Origin of the sequence: Ureibacillus thermophilus, assembly GCF_004331915.1 — a bacterium.
GTDB classification, from domain to species: domain Bacteria; phylum Bacillota; class Bacilli; order Bacillales_A; family Planococcaceae; genus Ureibacillus; species Ureibacillus thermophilus.
Map to the genome: position 1 here is coordinate 2,075,310 of NZ_CP036528.1, position 20,409 is coordinate 2,095,718.

Here is a 20,409-nt window from a genome sequence, read left to right on the forward strand (position 1 = left end):
CTTAATTTTATATGGAATTAATACTTTCTTATCAAGAGAAGTGGAGGGACTTGGCCCAATGAAACTTCAGCAACCTCTAACGGATGTTAGAAAGGTGCTAATTCCAGCAAGGTGTAACCTTGGGAGATAAGAGAGTGTGCATGAAATATTTGTACCCTCTCATTCTCATTGCTGGAATGAGAGGGTTTTTTATTTCAGATTATTTAGAAATGGGGGACAAGGGAATGCCAATTAATATTCCTAAAAATTTACCAGCTGGAGAAATATTAAGAAATGAAAAAATTTTCGTCATGGAAGAGGACCGCGCATTATCGCAGGACATTCGGCCATTAAACATTTTAGTGTTGAATTTAATGCCTGAGAAAGAAAAAGCGGAACTTCAATTGCTGCGCTTGCTTGGAAATACGCCGCTGCAAACGAATGTAACCTTTTTAAATACTGCTACATATGAATCAAAAAATGTATCAAAAAGCCATTTAGAGTTGTTTTATAAAACATTTGATAAAATTAAACACCGCCGTTTTGATGGAATGGTCATCACAGGGGCGCCTGTGGAACGCATGGAATTTGAAGAAGTCAACTATTGGAAAGAATTGACTGAAATTTTAGACTGGGCGAAAGTGAATGTCACATCAATCATTTATATCTGTTGGGCTGCACAGGCGGCTTTGTATTACCATTTTGGCATTGGCAAGTTTGAATTGCCGAAAAAATGTTCCGGCATTTATTCCCATACAATTACGGACTTAACGAACGATTTAGTTCGTGGTTTCAACGATGAATTTGTGGCGCCTCATTCACGATATACATCTGTTTCCATCGAGGAAATCGAGCAGCATCCGGATTTAAAATTATTAAGTTATTCTGAAGAAGTTGGGCCTTTTATCATTCAATCAAAAGACAATAAACACATTATGATTACCGGTCACTTGGAATATGATGCCACAACCCTTGCAGAAGAATATGAGCGTGACATAAAGAAAGGTTTGCCGGTCGACATACCAGAAAATTATTTCCCTGACAACGACCCAACAAAACAGCCAAAAAATTATTGGCGCGCCCATGCCCACTTATTATTCTACAACTGGTTAAACTACTACGTTTACCAAGAAACGCCGTACGATTGGCACTATGTGGAAGATGCCATTAATTTCGAAATTTAAACAGAGCTGTAAAAATTCTTCTATTTCGGAAGAATTTTTACAGCTCTTATTTTTAGATGAAAAACATTGCCACAATCGTAGTTACAACGAGTCCGATTACAACAGGAACTAAATTTCGTCTCGCCAATTCAAACGGACTTACGTTACAGATGGCAGCAGCCGGAATTAACGCCCATGGTACAAGCGTTCCCCCGCCGACATAAATCGCTGCAATTTGCCCAAGGGCCGTAAGCGTTGCAGTTCCATCGCCAATGACTGTTCCAAATAGATTGGCAATGGAGCCGACTAATGAAATGCCCGAAAATCCGGACCCATCTAATCCGGTAATAGCGCCGACACCAGCAACGGTTACTGCCGCAACTTCCGCTGTCATTGGCACAACGGCTGCCAAAGCGCCCCCTAAATCGTTGATGATGCCTTGGGATGTTTCAGGCAAATAGTCGCCGATGATTTGTGTGAATCCTGAATCTCCTAAATAGAAGAAAGCGGCGATTGGAATCACTGGTCCAAACACTTTAAAACCAAATTGGAATCCTTGAATTAAGTAACTTGTCGTTTTTTCAAGTCCTGCATTTTTATGGGCAAACATGGATAGGAGCAGCAGAAGTACAAGGGTTGTTCCGCCAATGAGCGCCGTTGCATCCCCGCCGGTTAAATCAAAAATCGCCATCGCGACTACATTTAATAAGAAGGTAATCGGTATTAAAATAGCAAAAAATCGTTTTTGATTTTTCGTTAAGAGATGTGCTTCCACTTCCTCTTCGTCTTCTTGGCCACCATCAAAACCGCCAACCATCTCAATAGTTCCCCGTTTCAAATCCCTTCTGAGCAAGAAAAATGCTGTAAAAGTTGTCACAACGCCCATCACGATGACAAGAGGAACGCTAGCAGAAATGACATCGCTAACAGGGAGTCCTGCTGCATCAGCCGTCAATTTCGGTGCGCCTTGAATGATAAAATCGCCAGATAGCGCAATCCCATGCCCGAATAAGTTCATCGCCATTGCCACGCCAAGAGCAGGAAGTCCAGCTCGTATCGCAACAGGCAATAACACCGCTCCAAGCAGCGCAACAGCAGGGGATGGCCAGAAGAACCAGGAAATCACCATCATTAAAATCCCTATTGTCCAATAGGCAAGCGTCGGATTTTTAATGATTTTCGTAAAAGGGGAGACCATCACTTCGTTAATTTCCGTTTTTAAAAGCACCCGGCTCATGGCGACAATAACGCAAATGATAATGATGGTCGATAGTAGTTCCGTAATAGCGTAGATGAAACTAGAAAAGACTTTGCTAGTGGAAGCCACCAAATCCCCGGTTGCCACAAAAGAAAGTAAAAAAATTCCAACAATACAAACAAGGGTCGTATCCCGCCGCTTCACCATAAAGCCAATGATCAGCACGATGAACACGACGTATATCCAATGTAGTGCCGTCAACTCAATTCCCATTTAGTCACATCCTCAATTCGTTTTTGTCTAGCATATGAGGCAAATGACTAATGGGTGTGTGCTCGATCGCTTATTGAAAGAATTTGAGAACATTACTGTTTTTCATCGCTTCTCGTTTTTGTTTATTGTTTACATGGGTATAAATCTGCGTTGTGCTTAAATTGGTATGCCCCATTAGTTCTTGGATTGTGACAAGGTCAACCCCCTCCCGCACAAGTCTTGTGCCGAAAGAATGGCGCAGTTTATGGGAAGACAATGGTTTGTTTTGTAAGTAGGAAAAATCAGGCAAACTCTTCAACTTCTCAAAAGTTTCTTCCGCAATCATTTGAATTCTTCTTCTTGAAATTCTTTCTCCCCGCTTTGAAAGGAAAAAAGCATTTTGATGTTCTGGTTTTGGGGTAGGGCGGTACATGCGCTCGTACTCTAATAGCAATTGAAATAAGGCATCCGGCAAGGGGATGTATCGCACTTTATTGCCTTTCCCCAACACATTGATGCCCGGTTCATGTTCATCCCGAATCAGGTCGGTTGTATTCAAATTATGGATTTCAATCACCCTTAACCCCGCAAGACCCATCAGCATTAAGATGCATTTGTTTCGGATATGGTATTGGTCATGTTTAATGCATTGAAAGAGCAGCCGAAGCTCTTCATCGTTTAAATAGGTTGGCAAAAGATTCTTTTCCGTTTTCGCCATCTCTACATCCACCGCAGGATTAAATGCCAATTCCTCCGCTTTGACAAGGGATTTAAAAAAGGTTCTTAAGGCCATTAATCGGCGGTTTCTGGTTGTTTTCGCTTTGCCTTTTTGGGTTTTTCTTAAAAACTCTTGAATTTGTTTTGAACTGACCTCATCTAGCGAAATAAACTTCTCATTTTTATGAAACAAAAACAACAGAAACGATTGAACATCCGACAAATAGCAAGTGATGGTATGGGGGGAGTACCCCAAATCCTCCAAATAAGTTTGGAAAATATCTAATTCATCTTCGTAATGGTCGATGATGGGCTGTTTGAATTGTTCCATTATGTAACCTCTTTCTGAGCGGTTTTTATCTTTAAAAAGTCTTACTACATATAATATAAATTATATGCAGTAAAAAGTAAAATACAGGAAAAGAAAATGGGGGGAAGTGAGGTTCTGTATAAGCGATTTTCAGCACATTTTAAAGGGAGTTATACGAAAAATGATTTTTCGATGCGTCTCAGAGGGGCTTTTTTTGATGGAAAATGCCATAAAGCCAGTATTATCGATTTGGAAAAGATCAAAGAGGATATTCAACGGGCAAGAGAGATTTCCGATCTACCGCTTAACAAATGAAGAACTTTCCAATGTGCAGGGCATTTATGATGAAATAATATGCCCTATGACAAAATACATCCCTGAAATGACATTTATTGAATGGGAGCCGGTGCATTAACCACCCCAATTTTTCAAGCTAAGTATAGAAACTTGTTTTGGTGGCGATACTTAGCTTTTTACTTTTTGTCATATCCTTTTCGACTTTGGACATTCTAAAGATACAGTGCATGATTTAGTATGAAGCATTGCAGTCCAATTATGTAAAGAAAGGAGTGAGGAGATGCCGATTCATTTATATATTGAACAGTACTTTCAAGCTCATCCAGAGGCGAGAAAAAGGGGAATTGAAATCAAAAATCCACCTATAGAAAAAAGGCCGAAAGTTTGGAAAGTGGAAGAAAAGCTCGTTTCAGCAGGGACGTTACAGATTCCCATCCGCATTTATATTCCCAATGAAGAAGAAAAACATCCGCTTTTTATTTTTTTCCACGGAGGAACTTTTATTCCCGGCGGTGTGGAAAGCCACGATGTCAGCTGTCGGATGATTTGCTCTTTAACGGGATATAAAGTTATTGCCATCGATTATACAACTGAAAGTGAATCCCAAAGCTTTCAGCAATGCGATGGAGCAGTAAAATGGATTATGAAACATGCCGAATCATTAGGTGTTCTTTCAGATGAAATTGCAATTGGCGGCTCAAGTATTGGCGCCCATTTTGCCATAAATATTGTACTCAATTTTATTTGCCAAGGCATTGTTCCATTTAAAAAGCAGGTTTTGTATTATCCCATCATTGAATGGGATGATCAAGTGAAGACCAGCCCGCATATATCCAGAATGCTTTTTAATGGAAAATATGGCCTTGATTTGACGATGCATTCAATCTATCTCTCCCCATCTATTTCCTATTATGCCCCCCTTTATGAAAATAATAACGATTTAGCTCAGATGCCACCGACGTTGATCTTCACAGCTGAATATGATCCTTTGTGTGATGAAGGGGACCAATTTGCTGAAGAGTTAAGGAAAATAGGCGTGGACGTTAAATATGTACGTTTTGATGGAAATGTCCATGGTTTCATGCAAAACTTTCCCGGCTCGCCGGATTATATGCGCGGTCACGATATAACGGCTGCTTTTTTGGCTTTTGAATGAGGAAAATTTCATACAATAAGGGAAGCGTCTATCCTTCCCTTATTTTTTATTGCATCCAAGAAGTGCAATTTGAGACGCTGCAAAGAATGCATTCAGACAAATTTATGTCATTATCATGCTGATCCCCCAGCAATTACTTTATAATTCAATCTGAGGAAAAAGTTCAAAATTTTTTATTTTCATCTTGCATGAATTATGAGATAACTATTGATAAGGAAGTAAGAGAGGAGTGTTGGTTTGAGCAAGATTGAAACCGTTGTTGATTGGCTTCTTTCATCTAATAAAACCGTTGTGTTGACAGGTGCAGGCATGTCTACAGAAAGCGGTGTGCCAGATTTCCGTTCAGCATCTGGTTGGTGGACGAAAACGGATCCGCAAAAAGTAGCGACGGTGGATGCTTTAAAAACAGATTATCCGCTCTTTCATGAATTTTATTCGATGAGAATTCAATTGCTTGAAAAATGCGCTCCCCATAAAGGACATTACATTCTTGCAGATTGGGAAAAAAAGGGGTTTCTTCATCATCTAGCTACTCAAAATGTGGATGGCTTTCACTTGCAAGCTGGAAACAAAAATGTGGATGAACTCCACGGTTCCATTTATACGTTCCGATGCCATTCATGCGGAAGAAGCGCTGCCAAAGAAGCTTTTCTCGCGATGGAAAGCTGCGCCTATTGCAATGGACGATTAAGGCCTAATGTGGTGCTGTTTGGTGAAATGCTTCCGGAGAAAGCTTGGATGAGCGCTTTATCTAATATTCAAAGAGCAGATGTGGTGATTGTCATTGGAACAAGTTTAGAAGTATATCCTGTGAATCAGCTTCCTATGATGACGAAAGGGAAAAAGGTGTACATTAATAAAGAAATTGCATCTCACGCAACTTACTTTGACTGCATCTTAGAAGGAAAAGCAAAAGAAGTTTTATTGGAGATAAATGAACAGCTGGAGAAAAGGAGATAAGCTTTCATAAAATGCGTGAAAGAGGATTATGTGTTTATGTAAACAATTTATGTTTTTCACTATTTTATTTCTAATTTATACAATCTTCCAATGGGTAAATGTTTTTTAAAGGTCTTTACTTCTCCAATAAATGTCCACCCAAATTTTTCATATAACCCGATATGTTTTATCGCAAATTTTTTCAAAGATTTCATTATCTTTCTCAAATAACTGAATTATTTGCATTCATTCTTTTCCTTACCATTTCTATCTATTTACTAGTATGTTATCATATGGAGGGTCCATTTTTGTTCATCTACTTAAAAAGAAATAAGGGAAAAATGAATGAAGATTCTGGAGTATTTTATAATTGATATTTTTATGAATTGGCATCTAGAATTGATTGTATTACATATAGAGGGGTGTATATAAATGTGGATTGGGGCTGCATTGGCCACAATGTTTTGTTTTGGTACAAATAATATGATTTTTAAATGGAGTACGACAAAAGGATACTCAAAAATACATATTCAGCTGTATTTTTATCTTATAGCTTTTTCCATTTCTTTTAGCTATGGATTATGGGTAGGAATACATGAGATGAATTTGGTGACATTGTTACTTGGCGCTTTAATCGGCATACTAAATACAAATGGCAATATCCAAATGTCGAAAGCCTTTGAGAAGGGTCCTGCCAGTATTACAAGTTCATTAATCAGCCTCAATACAATTATTCCGATTTTAAGTGCTGCTTTGATTTTCCATGAACATATTACAGCTTTGCAATGGACGGGAATTGTGATTATGTTATGTTCGGCTGTGGTGATTCAATATTCTCCATCGAATCAAATGCAAATCGATTATTTGCCTTGGATGCTTAGAATTTGCTTTGCCATCCTTTCACTAGGAATCCTTGGCATTTTAATGAAAGCTTCTACTTATTTGCATATTCAGCCGCTCAATACTTTAATTTGTATGTATGGCGGTGGAGCCGTTTACTTATTGGTAAATTGCCTTCTTCAAAAAGAAAACTGGCAAGCTTCTGAAGCTAAAATCGGCGGTCTTGTTGGTTTGTTAAGTGTGATTGCTTATAGCTGTTATTTCTTTGCATTGCAGAAAGGCATTGCCAGTGTTGTATTTTCCATCGTCTCCTTAAGCTGTTTAGTCGTGGTTTGCGGCAGTTATCTTATTTTTCATGAAAGGCTAAAAACTTATCAAGTGATCGGCGTACTTACGGCATTATTGGGGATTATCTTTACTAAGATATGAGGGCTAATACGGCTCTCGTTTTTTATTTTTATGAACAAATCATCTCCTGATTCAATATATATAATTATGGGAACAAAAATAGAAAAGAGGTACGTCATGGTTACTTATCATTGGGGTGTTGATTCAGCGCAAAAAGTAACGACTGACCTTTACAATTGTGTTTTAAACCATTACGGGAAACCGGAATTTTGGGGAAGATACTTAACGCGAGTTGAAGGGGCATCGGAAGGTTTAGATAAGGAAGAGATTGAACTGCTTCATAATAGCGGAACGAAATTGCTGCCGATTTATAATGAGTTTAAACGAGCTGTAGGTGAGAATGAAGGAAGAATGGCAGCCATGTTTGCCGCTTATCATGCAAAAAAGCTCGGCATTCGCAAAGGAACGCCGATTTTTGCAAATGTCGAAAGATTTTTTGATGTAGATAGCCATTGGATTCGAGGATATGTCCGTTACATGTATAATACGGATTTTAAACCGGGCTTTTATCATGATCCGATGGAAGGGAACTTCGCAAAAGCTTATTGCGATGCGGTCAATCAAGATGGACTTGTTGCAGAGCAGGCGATTTTATGGAGTGCTGAACCAAATCCAGGTGTAACCAAAGCGCAATTGGCACCAAAATTTAATCCCGCTAAAGTCTCATGTGAAAGCAATGTTTGGATATGGCAATATGGAAGAAATTCAAAAACATGCCCTATTGATACGAATTTAGCGGATAGCCGTTTATTTGAAATGTTATATTAAGCGGTATATTTTTGTAAAATAGGTTTATAAAAATAACGGTAGTGAAATGAATAATAATAAGTATTAGTTAGTATGAAAGGAGGCGTTTTAAAATAAACACTTCCTTTTTTGTATGGGACGATTGGATTCGGGCACAATACAAACAAAAAGACTAGGGTTGTGTGGGTTATTGATGAAAAAATGTTTAATTTTCTTTCTTTTACTGTTCCTCATCAAACAACCGATTGTGAATGCGGCTATGTTTGATGATATTTTTTCCCATACAGAAAAAATAAAGATTGACATTATTGATCCATATTCTAAAGAAGTGGTTCATACTTTTTATCCTTATGAACATTGGATTGAATTAAATTTAAACATTTTTAAGGAAGATGTGGAAAAGTGGGTTCGTGAAATTGAACCGAAATATTATCAAGAAATGTCTCTTGATCGAATGGATATTGATGGGGAAATTATAAAAGGCAGTCCAAGAGTTGAAGTCAATACTTCTTTTTTCATTGAAGAAGTCTTAAAACGCTCTTTTACAGGGGGAGCCATTGAAATTCCTCTGAAAATAACCGAAAGCAATTATCGAATGTCGGACGCGCCTCATATTAAAGAAGTGGTTATCGCTACTTATACTACGTATTTTAATCCGCAAAAAGAGGGAAGAAGCAAAAATATCGAGCTTTCAGCAGCAGCCATTCACAATGTTATTGTCGGCAGCGGAGATAAATTCTCCTTTAATGCTGTTGTTGGTCCGAGGGAAATCGCCACTGGATATCAAATGGCTCCTGAAATTGTCAATGGAAAAATGGTCATGGGAATTGGCGGCGGCATCTGCCAAACCTCTTCCACATTATTTAATGCAGTGGACCAGCTGTCAGTGGAAATCGTTGAAAGGCATCATCATTCAATCGATGTTGGTTACGTTCCTAAAGGAAGAGATGCGACCGTTTCCTTTGGCGGATTAGATTTTCAATTCCTCAATACCACTGGCGTCCCCTTTATAATTCAAGCTTATTATCGTCCTGGCTCTATCACTGTGGAAATTAGAACTTCGAAAGAATATGCGGACTTATGGGAAAATGAATTGGCAAAAATCGATGAAATTCCGTAAAAATTTCATTTCATAAATCCTTTATTGCAACCCAAACTAACACTGAACGAAAAAGAAGGAGGAGTGAAGACAATGACAAACCGTAAACCGAATCCAGATGATCGTTCAGATAATGTAGAAAAATTACAAAAAATGGTACAAAATACAATCGAAAATTACCGTGAAGCGGAAACAAGTATGGAATTCGTTGGTCCTGAAGAGAGAGAAAAAATTAAAGCAAAGAATGAACGCCGCAAAAAAGCCATTGAAGGTTTCCGTAAAGAAATTAAAGAAGAATATGCAGCCCGTGAAAACGGAGAAGTATAATCAAGATTTTAAAGAAACTGGTGCTTTGCCAGTTTCTTTTTTTGCAAACGAAATTTCTTTATTTATAATTAATAATGACTTTAATAAAATATTGAAGTGGAAAAAATTAGTTTAGGGAGGGATCTATCAATGAACATGGTGGAAACGCTTGTCAATCAAAGCCGTAACGTACTGGATCTAATGAAACAATTAAAAAAGGTTGCTGGGAAAAAAGGAAGTAAACGCTCTGAATTAATTGAAAAGTTTACAGCCAATCAACATTCCTTCAATGTTTATACATATGCCAGCGAGGAAGCAAGACAATCGAAAGAAGTAGATGTTTTAAAAGTAAAATTAGATGAATTCAGCCGCCAATTTGATGCTGCCCGTTATGAAGTTGACGGAGAAGTGAATGAAGAACAAGTGCATGTGTTATATCAAGAAGTGCTGACTGCATATAACGATATGGTCGTTGCTCTTGGATATGATAATCATGTTGTTGATATCAAAAAATTTTAAATGCAAAGGGGGCATCTGAAAAGTCATTTCAAGACGCCCCCTTTGCGGCTGTCGCACATGCTTTCGCCGCAGATAAATTGCGGCTGTCGCTAGAGTTTTTGCCGCAGATAAATTGCGGACCAGGAGGCGCGTTTTGTGACCACCGCAGGAGCGAAGTTTTTAAGAGAATATTCCTATAAGAAGTAAGGCTGTTCAGAAAGTGTTCGACTTTCTGAACAGCCCCTTTATTTTTGATAGCTATATTTTAGTTCTTCAGTGTTTGGATCAATGGAAACATATAAATCATGCCCATTGAAAAACCATTCATCATCTTTTTCGATATAAAAATGAATGCCATCTATCACTGTTTCTACACCGATGTCATGAGGTTTTTCTCGGTTCAACCCAAGGGAAAAGGCTTCGTGAAATGGGGAAGAGCCGCCATATCGAGCAAAAAAACGAATATAGTCACCTGCTGTTGCATCCATTTCTGCCTTAAACCATGAGAGCGCTTCATCTGAAATGACGATTTTCATTTCCCCGTTCCATTCCTTTCAATAAAATTTAGAGCCACTTTACTTTAGGTTCTGTACCTTCTTTAATGCGTTGTATATTAGAACGATGTCTATAAATAATGAATGTTGCTAAAATTACAACCAGTATAAATAATGCATAATCGCCTGTTGCTATCCAATAAATAATACTATAAATAACAGCAATTACAGAAATAAGCATGGAAGATAAGCTGACGATTTTTGTGATTTTTAACAAAATTAAAAATCCAATGACAAGAAAAATGAAAAATGGCCAAGAATATCCGAGCAATACTCCGCCGGAAGTGGCAACGGCTTTTCCACCTCGGAAACCTGCAAAAATCGGAAACATATGTCCAACGGCTGCGATGGCACCCAAAATAAGCGGATGTACTGTCACATCACTGAAATAAGCAAAAGTCGGAAGAAGTGTGGCAATGGTACCTTTTAAGATATCCAAAATCGTTACCACAATTCCTGCTTTTTTTCCAAGCACCCTGAATGTATTGGTTGCCCCTAAATTTCCGCTGCCATGTTCGCGGATGTCTGTTTTATAAAAAAGTTTTCCAATCCATAAACCAGATGGAATCGAACCGATTAAATACGCACAAAGTATTGCAATCATATTAATCATATCATGATTCCTTTCAATTTGTACTTTATAGCGATAATCATTTTACACTTTTTCTCACATTTGAGAAAGAGTATTTTCTTCTTTTCATCTTCATCAAAAATTTTTGTAAAGAATTGTGATGGTAAAGAAGGAAATTGAATTGATCATCGGGAATGAAAGAAATGTTTTATTTATTATATATGGTGCAGTACGTAAAATAAATAACATTTCCTTCGATTCATTTTAGGAAATACGAAAAAATATTCCTTTTTTATTTGAAAGGATTTGTTAAAATGATAAAGATACGCTTTCGTACAAGATATTGACAGAAGTCCAACTTCTCAGTACGATTAGTGATACAGAACGGATGTTTGTATTTGGAGGGATTTTATTTGGCAATCAATCAAACTGAACTCAAATATGATGCGGATGCCATTCAAGTTTTAGAAGGATTGGAAGCTGTACGGAAACGTCCAGGAATGTATATTGGTTCCACTGACAGCCGGGGACTTCACCACTTAGTTTATGAAATTGTTGATAATGCAGTGGATGAAGCTCTCGCTGGATTTGGTTCACATATCATTGTAAAAATTCATCAAGATAATTCGGTAAGCGTTCGGGATTTTGGTCGTGGAATGCCAACAGGGATGCATAAATTAGGCAAACCGACTCCTGAAATTATTTTTACCGTACTTCATGCAGGAGGGAAATTTGGTCAAGGGGGCTATAAAACGAGCGGTGGACTCCATGGAGTAGGTTCTTCCGTTGTAAATGCCCTTTCAAAATTTCTAGAAGTTACGATTTATCGAGATGGAAAAATCCACCGACAACGTTTTGAAAATGGCGGGAAGCCTGTAACGACCCTTGAAATCATTGGTGATACAAAAGAAACAGGAACGCTCGTTCACTTCTTGCCGGATGATACGATTTTCTCCACAACAAAATTCAATTATGATACATTAGCTGAACGTTTGCAGGAATCGGCCTTTTTACTAAAAGGATTGAAAGTGGAGTTAATTGATGAACGGGAAGAAGGAAAGCACGAAATCTTTCATTATGAAAGTGGCATTCAAGCATTTGTAGAATATTTAAACGAAGAAAAAGATGTCATGCATCCTGTGAAGTATGTGGAAGGGATTCATGATGAAATAGAAGTGGAATTTGCTTTTCAATTTAATGATGGTTATGCTGAAACGATTTTATCCTTCGTCAACAATGTACGCACCCGTGATGGAGGAACCCATGAAACTGGCGCCAAAACGGCATTAACTCGAATTTTTAATGAATATGCCCGCAAAGTCGGGCTGTTAAAAGAAAAAGATAAAAATCTGGAAGGAACGGACATTCGAGAAGGTTTATCTGCTGTTATTTCCGTTCGCATTCCGGAAAATTTGCTGCAATTTGAAGGGCAGACAAAAAGTAAACTCGGAACACCGGAAGCTCGTACAGCGGTGGAAGCGGTTTTATCAGAAAAATTGCTCTATATTTTAGAAGAAAATGCAGAATTATCCGCAACCCTAGTACGGAAAGCGATACGTGCTCAGCAAGCGCGGGAAGCGGCGAGAAAAGCTAGAGAAGAAGCGCGCAGCGGCAAAAAGGGCAAAAAAGAAAAAACAATTCTTTCGGGTAAATTAACCCCTGCCCAATCCCGCAATCCGAAAAAGAATGAATTATTCCTTGTCGAAGGGGATTCAGCTGGAGGATCAGCAAAACAAGGGCGAGACCGCACATTCCAAGCCATCTTACCGCTTCGTGGAAAAGTGATCAACACTGAAAAAGCAAAACTTACAGATATTATGAAAAATGAAGAGATTGCGACGATTATTCATACAATCGGCGCCGGCGTTGGCCCTGACTTTAATTTAGAAGATGCCGCCTACGATAAAATTATTATTATGACCGATGCAGATACAGACGGTGCCCATATCCAAGTTTTGCTACTCACATTTTTCTATCGCTATATGCGGCCATTAATTGAGGCGGGAAAAGTATATTTAGCATTGCCACCTTTGTATAAAGTGTCAAAAGGAAGCGGCAGAAACGAAATTGTAGAATATGCTTGGACTGAGCGAGAACTGCAAGAAAAAATCAAAAAAGTTGGCAAAGGATATATCATCCAACGTTATAAAGGTCTCGGAGAAATGAATGCTGATCAACTGTGGGAAACGACAATGAATCCTGAAACAAGAACGCTTATTCGAGTAACGATTGAAGACGGCGCCCGAGCAGAACGCCGCGTTACAACGCTAATGGGAGATAAAGTAGAACCCCGCCGCAAATGGATTGAAGCGAATGTAGACTTTGGGATGGAAGAAGATGCAAATACATTAGTACCAGATTTCATCCTGCATAAGGAGGAAGAATAATGGCTTTAAATGAACGATTTCATGAATTAACGTTGGAAGATGTTATCGGTGACCGTTTTGGCCGTTACAGTAAATACATTATTCAAGATCGGGCCATTCCTGATGCCAGGGATGGTCTGAAACCCGTGCAGCGGAGAATTCTCTATGCCATGTATCGGGAAGGGAATACCCATGATAAACCCTTCCGAAAATCTGCGAAAACGGTCGGAAATGTAATAGGGAATTACCATCCTCATGGAGATTCCTCTGTTTATGAAGCAATGGTGCGCCTTAGCCAAGATTGGAAAGCCCGCTATCCATTAATTGAAATGCATGGGAATAATGGTTCGATTGATGGGGATCCTCCTGCTGCGATGCGTTATACAGAAGCCCGCCTTTCCCCATTGGCAATTGAAATGCTGAAAGATATCGATAAACAAACGGTCGATTTTGTCCCTAATTTTGATGACCAGGATGTTGAGCCAACCGTACTTCCTGCGAAACTTCCGAACCTGCTTGTAAACGGGGCTACGGGTATTTCAGCAGGCTATGCAACAGATATTCCTCCCCACAACTTATTAGAAGTGTTGGATGGAATACTGATGCGACTAGATAACCCGGATTGCACAGTCGATGATTTAATGACTGTCATCAAAGGACCTGATTTTCCAACTGGAGCTATAATTGAAGGAATCGACGGCATCAAAAAAGCTTATGAAACAGGTAGAGGAAAAATCATGATACGTTCAAAAGCCACAATCGAACCAATTCGTGGAGGCAAAGAACAAATCGTCATTACCGAAATTCCATATGATGTGAATAAGGCTCAGCTCGTTAAAAAAATAGATGAAATGCGCTTTGATAAACGGCTTGAGGGAATTGCAGATGTTCGAGATGAGTCGGACCGGACAGTAGGGCTTCGGATTGTCATTGAATTAAAGAAAGATGTAGATGGAGAAGCGATTTTAAACTATCTCTATAAAAATACGGATTTGCAAATCACCTACAACTTTAATATGATTGCTATTCATAATCGACGCCCTACTATGATGACGCTTCCTCTCATGTTGGATGCATATATAGATCATCAGAAAGATGTCGTGACAAGAAGAACGAAATTTGACCTGCAAAAAGCAAAAGATCGGCTACATATCGTTGAAGGGCTGATCAAAGCATTATCCATACTAGATGATGTTATTCAAGCCATTCGTTCATCAAAGGATAAAAAAGATGCAAAAAACAACTTGCAGGTGAAGTTCAAGTTTACAGAACAGCAGTCAGAAGCGATTGTCAACTTGCAACTATATCGCTTAACTAATACCGATATTACGCAATTGCAAAAAGAACATGAAGAATTGCAAAAAACGACGGAAAGATTATCGAAAATATTAAGCAGTGAAAAAGAATTAATTAAAGTCATTAAAAAAGAGATTCAAGAATTGCGAAAACAATTTGCAGAGCCGCGCCGTTCCACTATACAGGCGGAAATAAAAGAGATTAAAGTGTCCTTTGATGTTTTGATTCCAAGCGAAGATGTTGTTGTAACCGTAACAAAAGACGGATACGTAAAGCGAACAAGTCTTCGTTCTTATGCAGCGTCCAGCCCGGAAGATTTTGCAATGAAAGAATCGGATTATTTACTCTTTGAAAACACATTGAATACACAAGATGGTCTGCTAATATTTACAAATAAAGGCAATTACATTTATCAACCAGTGCATGAACTGCCGGAAATTCGTTGGAAAGATTTAGGGCAACACATATCCAGTATTGTTCCAATTGAAGAAGGAGAAAAGGTCATTGGGGCTGTTGGAGTTGAAAACTTTGATGATGAAAAGCTGTTAATTTTAACAGCTTCTAAATTAGGGCAAGTAAAATTGTCAAAGCTGAATGAATTTCAAGTTTCACGTTATTCAAAACCGATAAAATCAATGAACTTAAAAAACGGCGATGAAATGATTTATGCAAATCTCGTTACTCTTGGAAAAGAAATCATTCTTACTTCTTATTTAAGTTATACCGTTCGATTTAATCTGGATGAAATTCCAGTGACCGGTATAAAAACGGGCGGCGTTAAAGGGATTAATTTGAAAGATGGCGATATGCTTGCAGCAGTCAATATCATTGATGAGAACTCGGGAGAAGATGTCATTGTGGTAACCCATCGCGGGGCCATTAAACGAATGAAAATATCAGAAATTGAACAAACAGGTCGAGCCAAACGTGGATTAGTTATATTGAAAGAATTGAAGAAAAGTCCGCATCGAGTGTTTCATGTATCGATTGTAAAGCAGGAAGATACGGTGTTAATGGCAACAAATAAACAAGTTCAAGAAAGCATTGCCGTTGAGGATTTGGCATTGGCAGACCGATATTCAAACGGATCCCTTAAATTTGATGTAAAGAATGATGGTGATTTATTGTTTGTAAAAATCCTCCATCCTGAAAAAGAAGAACATCAGGGATAGTCAAAAAGCCTTGAAATTTGCCGTCTAGAAAATGTGAATTTCTAGGCGGCCTTTTTTCGTTGAAAAGGGGAAAGAAACAGATTACTATAAAGATGGATAATTTTGGGGGAATTATTATGGGAAAATACATTTTATCTTTGGATAATCGCTCTAAAGGATTCATCCTTGTTATAGTTGCTGCTCTGTTTTGGGGTATTTCGGGAACCGTTTCTCAATATATGTTTCAACAATTGCATATCAATACAGAATGGTTCACAACTTGTCGGCTGCTCCTTGCCGGATCCTTGCTATTAATCATTGCTTTTAAAAATGAAGGTATGCATATTTTTGACATTTGGAAGCAAAAGTCTGATGCATTCAAGTTGGTAATTTTCGGAATTGTTGGAATGATTGGAGTTCAATATACATACCTGACGGCAATTGCTCACGGGAATGCAGCAACAGCTACAGTTTTACAATATCTGGGTCCCGGTTTAGTTACAATGTATTATGTATTGATTGCAAAGCGGTTGCCTACTTTGAAAGAACTGTTGGCTGTCTTTTCTGCTCTAATCGGAACATTTTTGCTTGTAACGTAAGCCCGAATTCAAATGACGCATTGAAAACTTAAAACAGGGATTAAAAAAAGCGCACCTTTCGGTACGCACGACAAATAGCCCTACAATCTTGATGTCTGGCGATATAAAGGTAAATATTGAACAAACTTATCGTAGATGATTTTTGCCAAGACCGTTGGTCCAGCAATACTTCGTTGAATCGCTGGTTGTGGTGCTTTGCCTCGTTTGATTTGTGAATTTTTGCTGAGATCTTTTTTACAATTCCTGCACTCATAAGCGTGTTCGATATGTCGAACACGCTTCACAATAGCCGGTATAAATTTTGCTTCCTCACGAACAATCGTGCTGCCGATCTCTGTCATCTGAGATTGACAACACTCGCATTGTAAGTTTTCAGGGTGATGATGAATTTCTTCAATTTCTAAACCATCCACGAAGAAATCGTTTCGTTTCTTTTTATGTATTTTACGAACAACTGTATAGGTAACAGTGTCCGTGCTTTGTTCTTCTGTGTGCTCAGGTTCGTTAAAAAAAGAGTCATCATCAAATAAAGAACATTGTCCATCTGGAGCTTGGTACTTTGATTTTTCTGATTTTGAGCCATAAAGAAGCTTTGTTAAATAGCGAACTTGTTGTGACAACGATTCAATTTGTTTCAACAGTTCTTCATTTCTCTTATTGGATTGCGCGAGTTGTTCTTCTAATAATTGAATTAATTTTTCATTCGAATCATTGCTCACATCATTCACCACATTTCCGTACAAATTCAATAATGTCTTGATTATATCACTAGTAATCATTGGTTAAAAGACACCTTTTTTAGATTTTTGTATGGCTTTCGGTTGATGAATTGCGAGTCCTTCAAGTAACCAACGAAGTTGTTGTTGCGTGAGCCGACGAACTTCATTTTCATTTCGTGGCCATTGGAGTTTGCCATTATCCAATCGTTTATAAAGCATAGCGAAGCCATCTCCATCAAAGTATAAACATTTATAACGATCTTTCCTTCGACCGCAAAACAAGAAGATTGCCTCGCTGTATGGATCGAGTTCGAATGAATCCTGAATTAGCGTTGCTAGACCGTCGATTCCTTTTCGCATATCTGTATGACCGCAAATGATATAGATATTTTTGCATTTTGTAAAATCATGAATCATTTTGATTCAACTCCCTGATAACGGCTTGAAGTAATTGAGGTTTGACACCAGGGTAGAAGGAGATTTTACACTGATTGGATTGAATGACGCATATTGGTCTGAGTGGACCACGACTTGCTGGGGATGGAGTTGGATCAGATTTGGACTCTAATTTTACAGGCACGATATTGAGTTTTTCCGTTGCCAAAAAAAGAATACCTCCTTTGTAATTGTTACTTTCATCTTACAGGGAGGTGTCATTGATTTATAGGCGTTGTTTGATTTCGGGCTTACCTTGTAACTCATGGGAATATAAATACCTTAACGATTTCTAAAGAGGCGTTCATTTGGGGTATTTTATCGGCCTTTGGATTAGCCTTTTATACGATTTATCCAATTGGCTTATTGAAAAAATGGGGTTCCTTTATTACGGTAGGATGGGGAATGTTAGTAGCTGGTATTGTATTTAGCTTTATCCGAGCGCCTTGGCAATTTGAAGGGCAATGGTATGTGACAACGAATTTTGCCTTTTTATTTGTAGTGATTTGTGGTACAGTGCTTTCGTTTTATTTCTATTTAGATAGTTTAAAATATTTAACAGCTTCAGAAACAAGTTTGCTTGCTTGTGCAGAACCCTTATCTGCAGCTTTAACGTCCGTAATTTTTTTAGGGGTATCATTTGGATGGATAGACTGGCTTGGCTCCCTATTAATATTATTTACGATTGTGATTCTTTCTAGAGAGTAGGGGAGGGGAGGGAAATTTCCTCCCCTTAATAAAAAAGGCGCCTGAAAAACAAGTGAGGCTGCCCTGAAAGTTTAATACTTTCAAGATAGCCTCTAGAAAGAAGGATAAGGACGAATGTATTCAATTTAAATTAGTGGGAAACTTTGTTTACTGAAATACCAGTTTGTGCCCGAACTTCAACTTCGTTATATTTTGCATAGTCTGCTTCTTTAGATAAGATTGTACCAAGCCATCCGCAGATGAATCCAACTGGTACAGATATAATCGCAGGGTTAGTTAAAGATACTAATGGTGTACCAACGAAAATTGCTTTACCTGGTTCTGGATTCCATACGTTTGGTGATAGTGCTACAAGAACTAATGCAGTAATCAAACCGCCTAGGATTGCCCATACAGCTCCGTTGGAATTGAAGCGTTTCCAGTAGATTGTATAAATAATTACTGGCAAGTTTGCAGAACCTGCGATACAGAATGCTAATGATACTAGGAACGCAACGTTAAGTGTTTGAGCTCCTAATGCAAGTAAAATTGAAATAACAGAAATTACTAATGAACCAATACGAGCTGCAACAACTTGTTCTTTTTCAGTAATATTACCTTTCTTAATAATTTGACCGTAAATGTCGTGAGATAGAGCAGAAGCACCTGAAAGTACAAGACCTGCAACTACCGCCAAGATTGTTGCGAATGCAACCGCAGAAACGAATGCGAATAGAATGTCTCCACCCAAAACTTCTGCAAGCAACGGTGCAGCCATGTTACCAGCTGGGTTTGCTGCAACAATCGTTTCTTTACCAACAAATGCAGCTGCTCCGAATCCTAAGAAGATTGTCAATACATAGAAAATACCAACAATCCAAGTAGCCCAGATAACTGATGAACGAGCAGTTTGCGCATCTTTAACTGTGAAGAAGCGCATCAAAATGTGCGGTAGACCAGCAGTACCCAACACTAATGCCAATAATGTGGAAATCGTATTGATTCCGTTCTTATAAAGCAATCCAGGATTTAGATACGCTTCTCCTGCATCAGTTGCAGTTGCCATTTCTGAGAACATTCTGATAATACTGAAATCAAATTTCAATAATACAAGAATCGAAATAATAGCAGTACCAAACATCAATAGAACAGCTTTAATGATTTGTACCCATGAAGTAGCAGTCATTCCACCGAACAATACGTAAATTGTCATCATGACACCTACGATTAGAACAGCTGCCCAATAAGGAATACCGAATAATAACTGAATAAGTGCTCCTGCACCAACCAGCTGTGCAATCATGTAGAATAAAACGATTACAATTGTACTTAAAGCAGCAGCTCCACGAACTTTGGCCATTTCGAAACGAGCTGTGATCATATCGGCCAATGTGAATTTACCAAGGTTACGAAGTGGCTCGGCAACGATATATAATACAACCAAGTAAGCTACTAGATAACCGATAGAGAAGTAGAAGCCATCATAACCGTATAATGCAACAGAACCTGCAATCCCTAAGAATGAAGCCGCAGATAGATAGTCCCCTGAAATAGCAAGCCCGTTTTGCCAACCTTTCAGTCCGCCCCCGGCAGTATAGAATTCGCTCGCAGTGCTAGTTCTTTTGGAAGCCCAATAAGTGATATACAACGTGATTCCTACGATCAATAAGAACATTACTATGGATGGTACACTCATTGACCAGCACCCCTTTCATATTCATCGATAATTTCTTTCGCTTCTTTGTCAAATTTGTTTGCTCTCCCTACATAGAAGTGTGCCAGTCCCCAAACCATGACGAATAGTCCAAAGGAGTAAAACCATACCCATGTAATTTCCCCAACTGCTTTTTGGTGCAAAATTTTTGTGTAGGATGTCAAGATGGGTAGCAACATGTAAAGAACAAAGAAAATTACCGTCATCGTCCAGAGAAACGAGTTTTTCTTTTTCGATAACCGTCTGAACGATTGACTATTGGCGATTTTTTCGTAGTCGATATTTTTGCTGTTTTGTCTCGCCATAAACATACCCCCTTTAAATTTGAACATTTTTTCTGCATTATGTGCGCAAAATTCTTTTTTAAGAATTTTACAATTCCAATTTTATTTAACGGTTCACAAAATT

General features: G+C 38.5%; 20 protein-coding genes, 1 pseudogene and 1 riboswitch. Of the genes and pseudogenes, 13 read left to right on the forward strand and 8 right to left on the reverse strand.

Annotated features, from left to right (window positions below):
* The first annotated feature begins 25 nt into the window (after positions 1–25).
* Positions 26–133, forward strand: a riboswitch (SAM riboswitch).
* A 91-nt stretch (positions 134–224) separates the two neighbouring features.
* The gene (gene metA / locus DKZ56_RS10270) at positions 225–1,163 is read left to right on the forward strand and encodes a homoserine O-acetyltransferase MetA (protein WP_208649901.1); all 939 of its coding nucleotides are present in this window, start codon (positions 225–227) and stop codon (positions 1,161–1,163) included.
* Between the two features lie 52 nt (positions 1,164–1,215).
* Here metA and DKZ56_RS10275 read toward each other — a convergent pair whose 3' ends face one another.
* Together DKZ56_RS10275 and DKZ56_RS10280 are read right to left on the reverse strand one after the other, a co-directional pair.
* On the reverse strand, positions 1,216–2,613 hold the full coding sequence (locus DKZ56_RS10275; RefSeq protein WP_208649902.1) for a hypothetical protein: 1,398 nt from the start codon (positions 2,611–2,613) through the stop codon (positions 1,216–1,218).
* A gap of 70 nt (positions 2,614–2,683) precedes the next feature.
* Positions 2,684–3,640: a tyrosine-type recombinase/integrase gene (locus DKZ56_RS10280; RefSeq protein ID WP_208649903.1), complete on the reverse strand. Its 957-nt coding sequence runs from the start codon at positions 3,638–3,640 to the stop codon at positions 2,684–2,686.
* Between the two features lie 196 nt (positions 3,641–3,836).
* On the opposite strand from DKZ56_RS10280, the gene DKZ56_RS10285 reads away from it, so the two are divergent.
* From DKZ56_RS10285 to DKZ56_RS10320, 8 genes are all read left to right on the forward strand, one after another.
* Positions 3,837–4,034: a hypothetical protein gene (locus DKZ56_RS10285; RefSeq protein WP_208649904.1), complete on the forward strand. Its 198-nt coding sequence runs from the start codon at positions 3,837–3,839 to the stop codon at positions 4,032–4,034.
* A 162-nt stretch (positions 4,035–4,196) separates the two neighbouring features.
* Positions 4,197–5,072: an alpha/beta hydrolase gene (locus DKZ56_RS10290; protein ID WP_208649905.1), complete on the forward strand. Its 876-nt coding sequence runs from the start codon at positions 4,197–4,199 to the stop codon at positions 5,070–5,072.
* 237 nt (positions 5,073–5,309) lie between these two features.
* Entirely contained in the window at positions 5,310–6,032 is a 723-nt protein-coding gene (locus DKZ56_RS10295; RefSeq protein WP_208649906.1) for an SIR2 family NAD-dependent protein deacylase, read from the forward strand.
* Between the two features lie 411 nt (positions 6,033–6,443).
* Positions 6,444–7,280, forward strand: coding sequence for a DMT family transporter (locus tag DKZ56_RS10300; protein WP_208649907.1), 837 nt, complete (start codon positions 6,444–6,446; stop codon positions 7,278–7,280).
* Between the two features lie 96 nt (positions 7,281–7,376).
* The gene (locus DKZ56_RS10305) at positions 7,377–8,027 is read left to right on the forward strand and encodes a glycoside hydrolase domain-containing protein (protein WP_208649908.1); all 651 of its coding nucleotides are present in this window, start codon (positions 7,377–7,379) and stop codon (positions 8,025–8,027) included.
* A gap of 172 nt (positions 8,028–8,199) precedes the next feature.
* On the forward strand, positions 8,200–9,126 hold the full coding sequence (locus DKZ56_RS10310; protein WP_245989415.1) for a VanW family protein: 927 nt from the start codon (positions 8,200–8,202) through the stop codon (positions 9,124–9,126).
* A 72-nt stretch (positions 9,127–9,198) separates the two neighbouring features.
* The gene (gene tlp, locus DKZ56_RS10315) at positions 9,199–9,432 is read left to right on the forward strand and encodes a small acid-soluble spore protein Tlp (protein WP_208649910.1); all 234 of its coding nucleotides are present in this window, start codon (positions 9,199–9,201) and stop codon (positions 9,430–9,432) included.
* Between the two features lie 129 nt (positions 9,433–9,561).
* Positions 9,562–9,930 carry a hypothetical protein gene (locus DKZ56_RS10320; RefSeq protein WP_208649911.1) on the forward strand — a complete coding sequence of 123 codons (369 nt, stop codon included), beginning with the start codon at positions 9,562–9,564 and terminating at the stop codon, positions 9,928–9,930.
* A 224-nt stretch (positions 9,931–10,154) separates the two neighbouring features.
* Here the strand turns inward: DKZ56_RS10320 and DKZ56_RS10325 are convergent, their stop codons facing one another.
* On the reverse strand, positions 10,155–10,445 hold the full coding sequence (locus DKZ56_RS10325; protein ID WP_208649912.1) for a HesB/YadR/YfhF family protein: 291 nt from the start codon (positions 10,443–10,445) through the stop codon (positions 10,155–10,157).
* Positions 10,446–10,473: 28 nt separating this feature from the next.
* A complete protein-coding gene (gene plsY, locus DKZ56_RS10330) occupies positions 10,474–11,076 on the reverse strand; it encodes a glycerol-3-phosphate 1-O-acyltransferase PlsY (protein WP_208649913.1) in 603 nt (200 codons plus the stop codon).
* Positions 11,077–11,447: 371 nt separating this feature from the next.
* Here plsY and parE point away from each other — a divergent pair, with 371 nt between their 5' ends.
* The 3 genes from parE (at position 11,448) to DKZ56_RS10345 (ending at position 16,446) form a co-directional block, all read left to right on the forward strand.
* The gene (gene parE / locus DKZ56_RS10335) at positions 11,448–13,421 is read left to right on the forward strand and encodes a DNA topoisomerase IV subunit B (protein ID WP_208649914.1); all 1,974 of its coding nucleotides are present in this window, start codon (positions 11,448–11,450) and stop codon (positions 13,419–13,421) included.
* Positions 13,421–15,868 carry a DNA topoisomerase IV subunit A gene (gene parC, locus DKZ56_RS10340; protein ID WP_208649915.1) on the forward strand — a complete coding sequence of 816 codons (2,448 nt, stop codon included), beginning with the start codon at positions 13,421–13,423 and terminating at the stop codon, positions 15,866–15,868. The genes parE and parC overlap by 1 nt, the downstream gene beginning before the upstream one ends.
* Before the next feature lie 116 nt (positions 15,869–15,984).
* Positions 15,985–16,446, forward strand: coding sequence for a DMT family transporter (locus tag DKZ56_RS10345; protein ID WP_245989416.1), 462 nt, complete (start codon positions 15,985–15,987; stop codon positions 16,444–16,446).
* A gap of 95 nt (positions 16,447–16,541) precedes the next feature.
* Here the strand turns inward: DKZ56_RS10345 and DKZ56_RS10350 are convergent.
* Both DKZ56_RS10350 and tnpB read right to left on the reverse strand, forming a co-directional pair.
* A pseudogene (locus tag DKZ56_RS10350) lies at positions 16,542–17,225 on the reverse strand (transposase domain-containing protein); the annotation flags it as partial.
* Between the two features lie 3 nt (positions 17,226–17,228).
* Positions 17,229–17,582, reverse strand: coding sequence for an IS66 family insertion sequence element accessory protein TnpB (tnpB, locus tag DKZ56_RS10355; RefSeq protein ID WP_208649916.1), 354 nt, complete (start codon positions 17,580–17,582; stop codon positions 17,229–17,231).
* 333 nt (positions 17,583–17,915) lie between these two features.
* Between tnpB and DKZ56_RS10360 the strand changes: the two genes are divergently transcribed.
* Positions 17,916–18,308 carry an EamA family transporter gene (locus tag DKZ56_RS10360; protein WP_425471053.1) on the forward strand — a complete coding sequence of 131 codons (393 nt, stop codon included), beginning with the start codon at positions 17,916–17,918 and terminating at the stop codon, positions 18,306–18,308.
* 130 nt (positions 18,309–18,438) lie between these two features.
* Here DKZ56_RS10360 and DKZ56_RS10365 read toward each other — a convergent pair whose 3' ends face one another.
* On the reverse strand, positions 18,439–19,983 hold the full coding sequence (locus tag DKZ56_RS10365) for a solute symporter family protein (protein ID WP_208649917.1): 1,545 nt from the start codon (positions 19,981–19,983) through the stop codon (positions 18,439–18,441).
* The gene (locus DKZ56_RS10370; protein ID WP_208649918.1) at positions 19,980–20,306 is read right to left on the reverse strand and encodes a DUF485 domain-containing protein; all 327 of its coding nucleotides are present in this window, start codon (positions 20,304–20,306) and stop codon (positions 19,980–19,982) included. Before DKZ56_RS10370 ends, DKZ56_RS10365 begins: the two co-directional genes overlap by 4 nt.
* Between the last annotated feature and the right edge of the window lie 103 nt (positions 20,307–20,409).

Coding starts and splice junctions, on each gene's coding strand:
- metA (WP_208649901.1), top strand. CDS start 225: ATGCCAATTAATATTCCTAAAAATTTACCAGCTGGAGAAATATTAAGA.
- DKZ56_RS10275 (WP_208649902.1), bottom strand. CDS start 2,613: ATGGGAATTGAGTTGACGGCACTACATTGGATATACGTCGTGTTCATC.
- DKZ56_RS10280 (WP_208649903.1), bottom strand. CDS start 3,640: ATGGAACAATTCAAACAGCCCATCATCGACCATTACGAAGATGAATTA.
- DKZ56_RS10285 (WP_208649904.1), top strand. CDS start 3,837: ATGGAAAATGCCATAAAGCCAGTATTATCGATTTGGAAAAGATCAAAG.
- DKZ56_RS10290 (WP_208649905.1), top strand. CDS start 4,197: ATGCCGATTCATTTATATATTGAACAGTACTTTCAAGCTCATCCAGAG.
- DKZ56_RS10300 (WP_208649907.1), top strand. CDS start 6,444: ATGTGGATTGGGGCTGCATTGGCCACAATGTTTTGTTTTGGTACAAAT.
- DKZ56_RS10305 (WP_208649908.1), top strand. CDS start 7,377: ATGGTTACTTATCATTGGGGTGTTGATTCAGCGCAAAAAGTAACGACT.
- DKZ56_RS10310 (WP_245989415.1), top strand. CDS start 8,200: ATGAAAAAATGTTTAATTTTCTTTCTTTTACTGTTCCTCATCAAACAA.
- tlp (WP_208649910.1), top strand. CDS start 9,199: ATGACAAACCGTAAACCGAATCCAGATGATCGTTCAGATAATGTAGAA.
- DKZ56_RS10320 (WP_208649911.1), top strand. CDS start 9,562: ATGAACATGGTGGAAACGCTTGTCAATCAAAGCCGTAACGTACTGGAT.
- DKZ56_RS10325 (WP_208649912.1), bottom strand. CDS start 10,445: ATGAAAATCGTCATTTCAGATGAAGCGCTCTCATGGTTTAAGGCAGAA.
- plsY (WP_208649913.1), bottom strand. CDS start 11,076: ATGATTAATATGATTGCAATACTTTGTGCGTATTTAATCGGTTCGATT.
- parC (WP_208649915.1), top strand. CDS start 13,421: ATGGCTTTAAATGAACGATTTCATGAATTAACGTTGGAAGATGTTATC.
- DKZ56_RS10345 (WP_245989416.1), top strand. CDS start 15,985: ATGGGAAAATACATTTTATCTTTGGATAATCGCTCTAAAGGATTCATC.
- tnpB (WP_208649916.1), bottom strand. CDS start 17,582: ATGATTCATGATTTTACAAAATGCAAAAATATCTATATCATTTGCGGT.
- DKZ56_RS10365 (WP_208649917.1), bottom strand. CDS start 19,983: ATGAGTGTACCATCCATAGTAATGTTCTTATTGATCGTAGGAATCACG.
- DKZ56_RS10370 (WP_208649918.1), bottom strand. CDS start 20,306: ATGGCGAGACAAAACAGCAAAAATATCGACTACGAAAAAATCGCCAAT.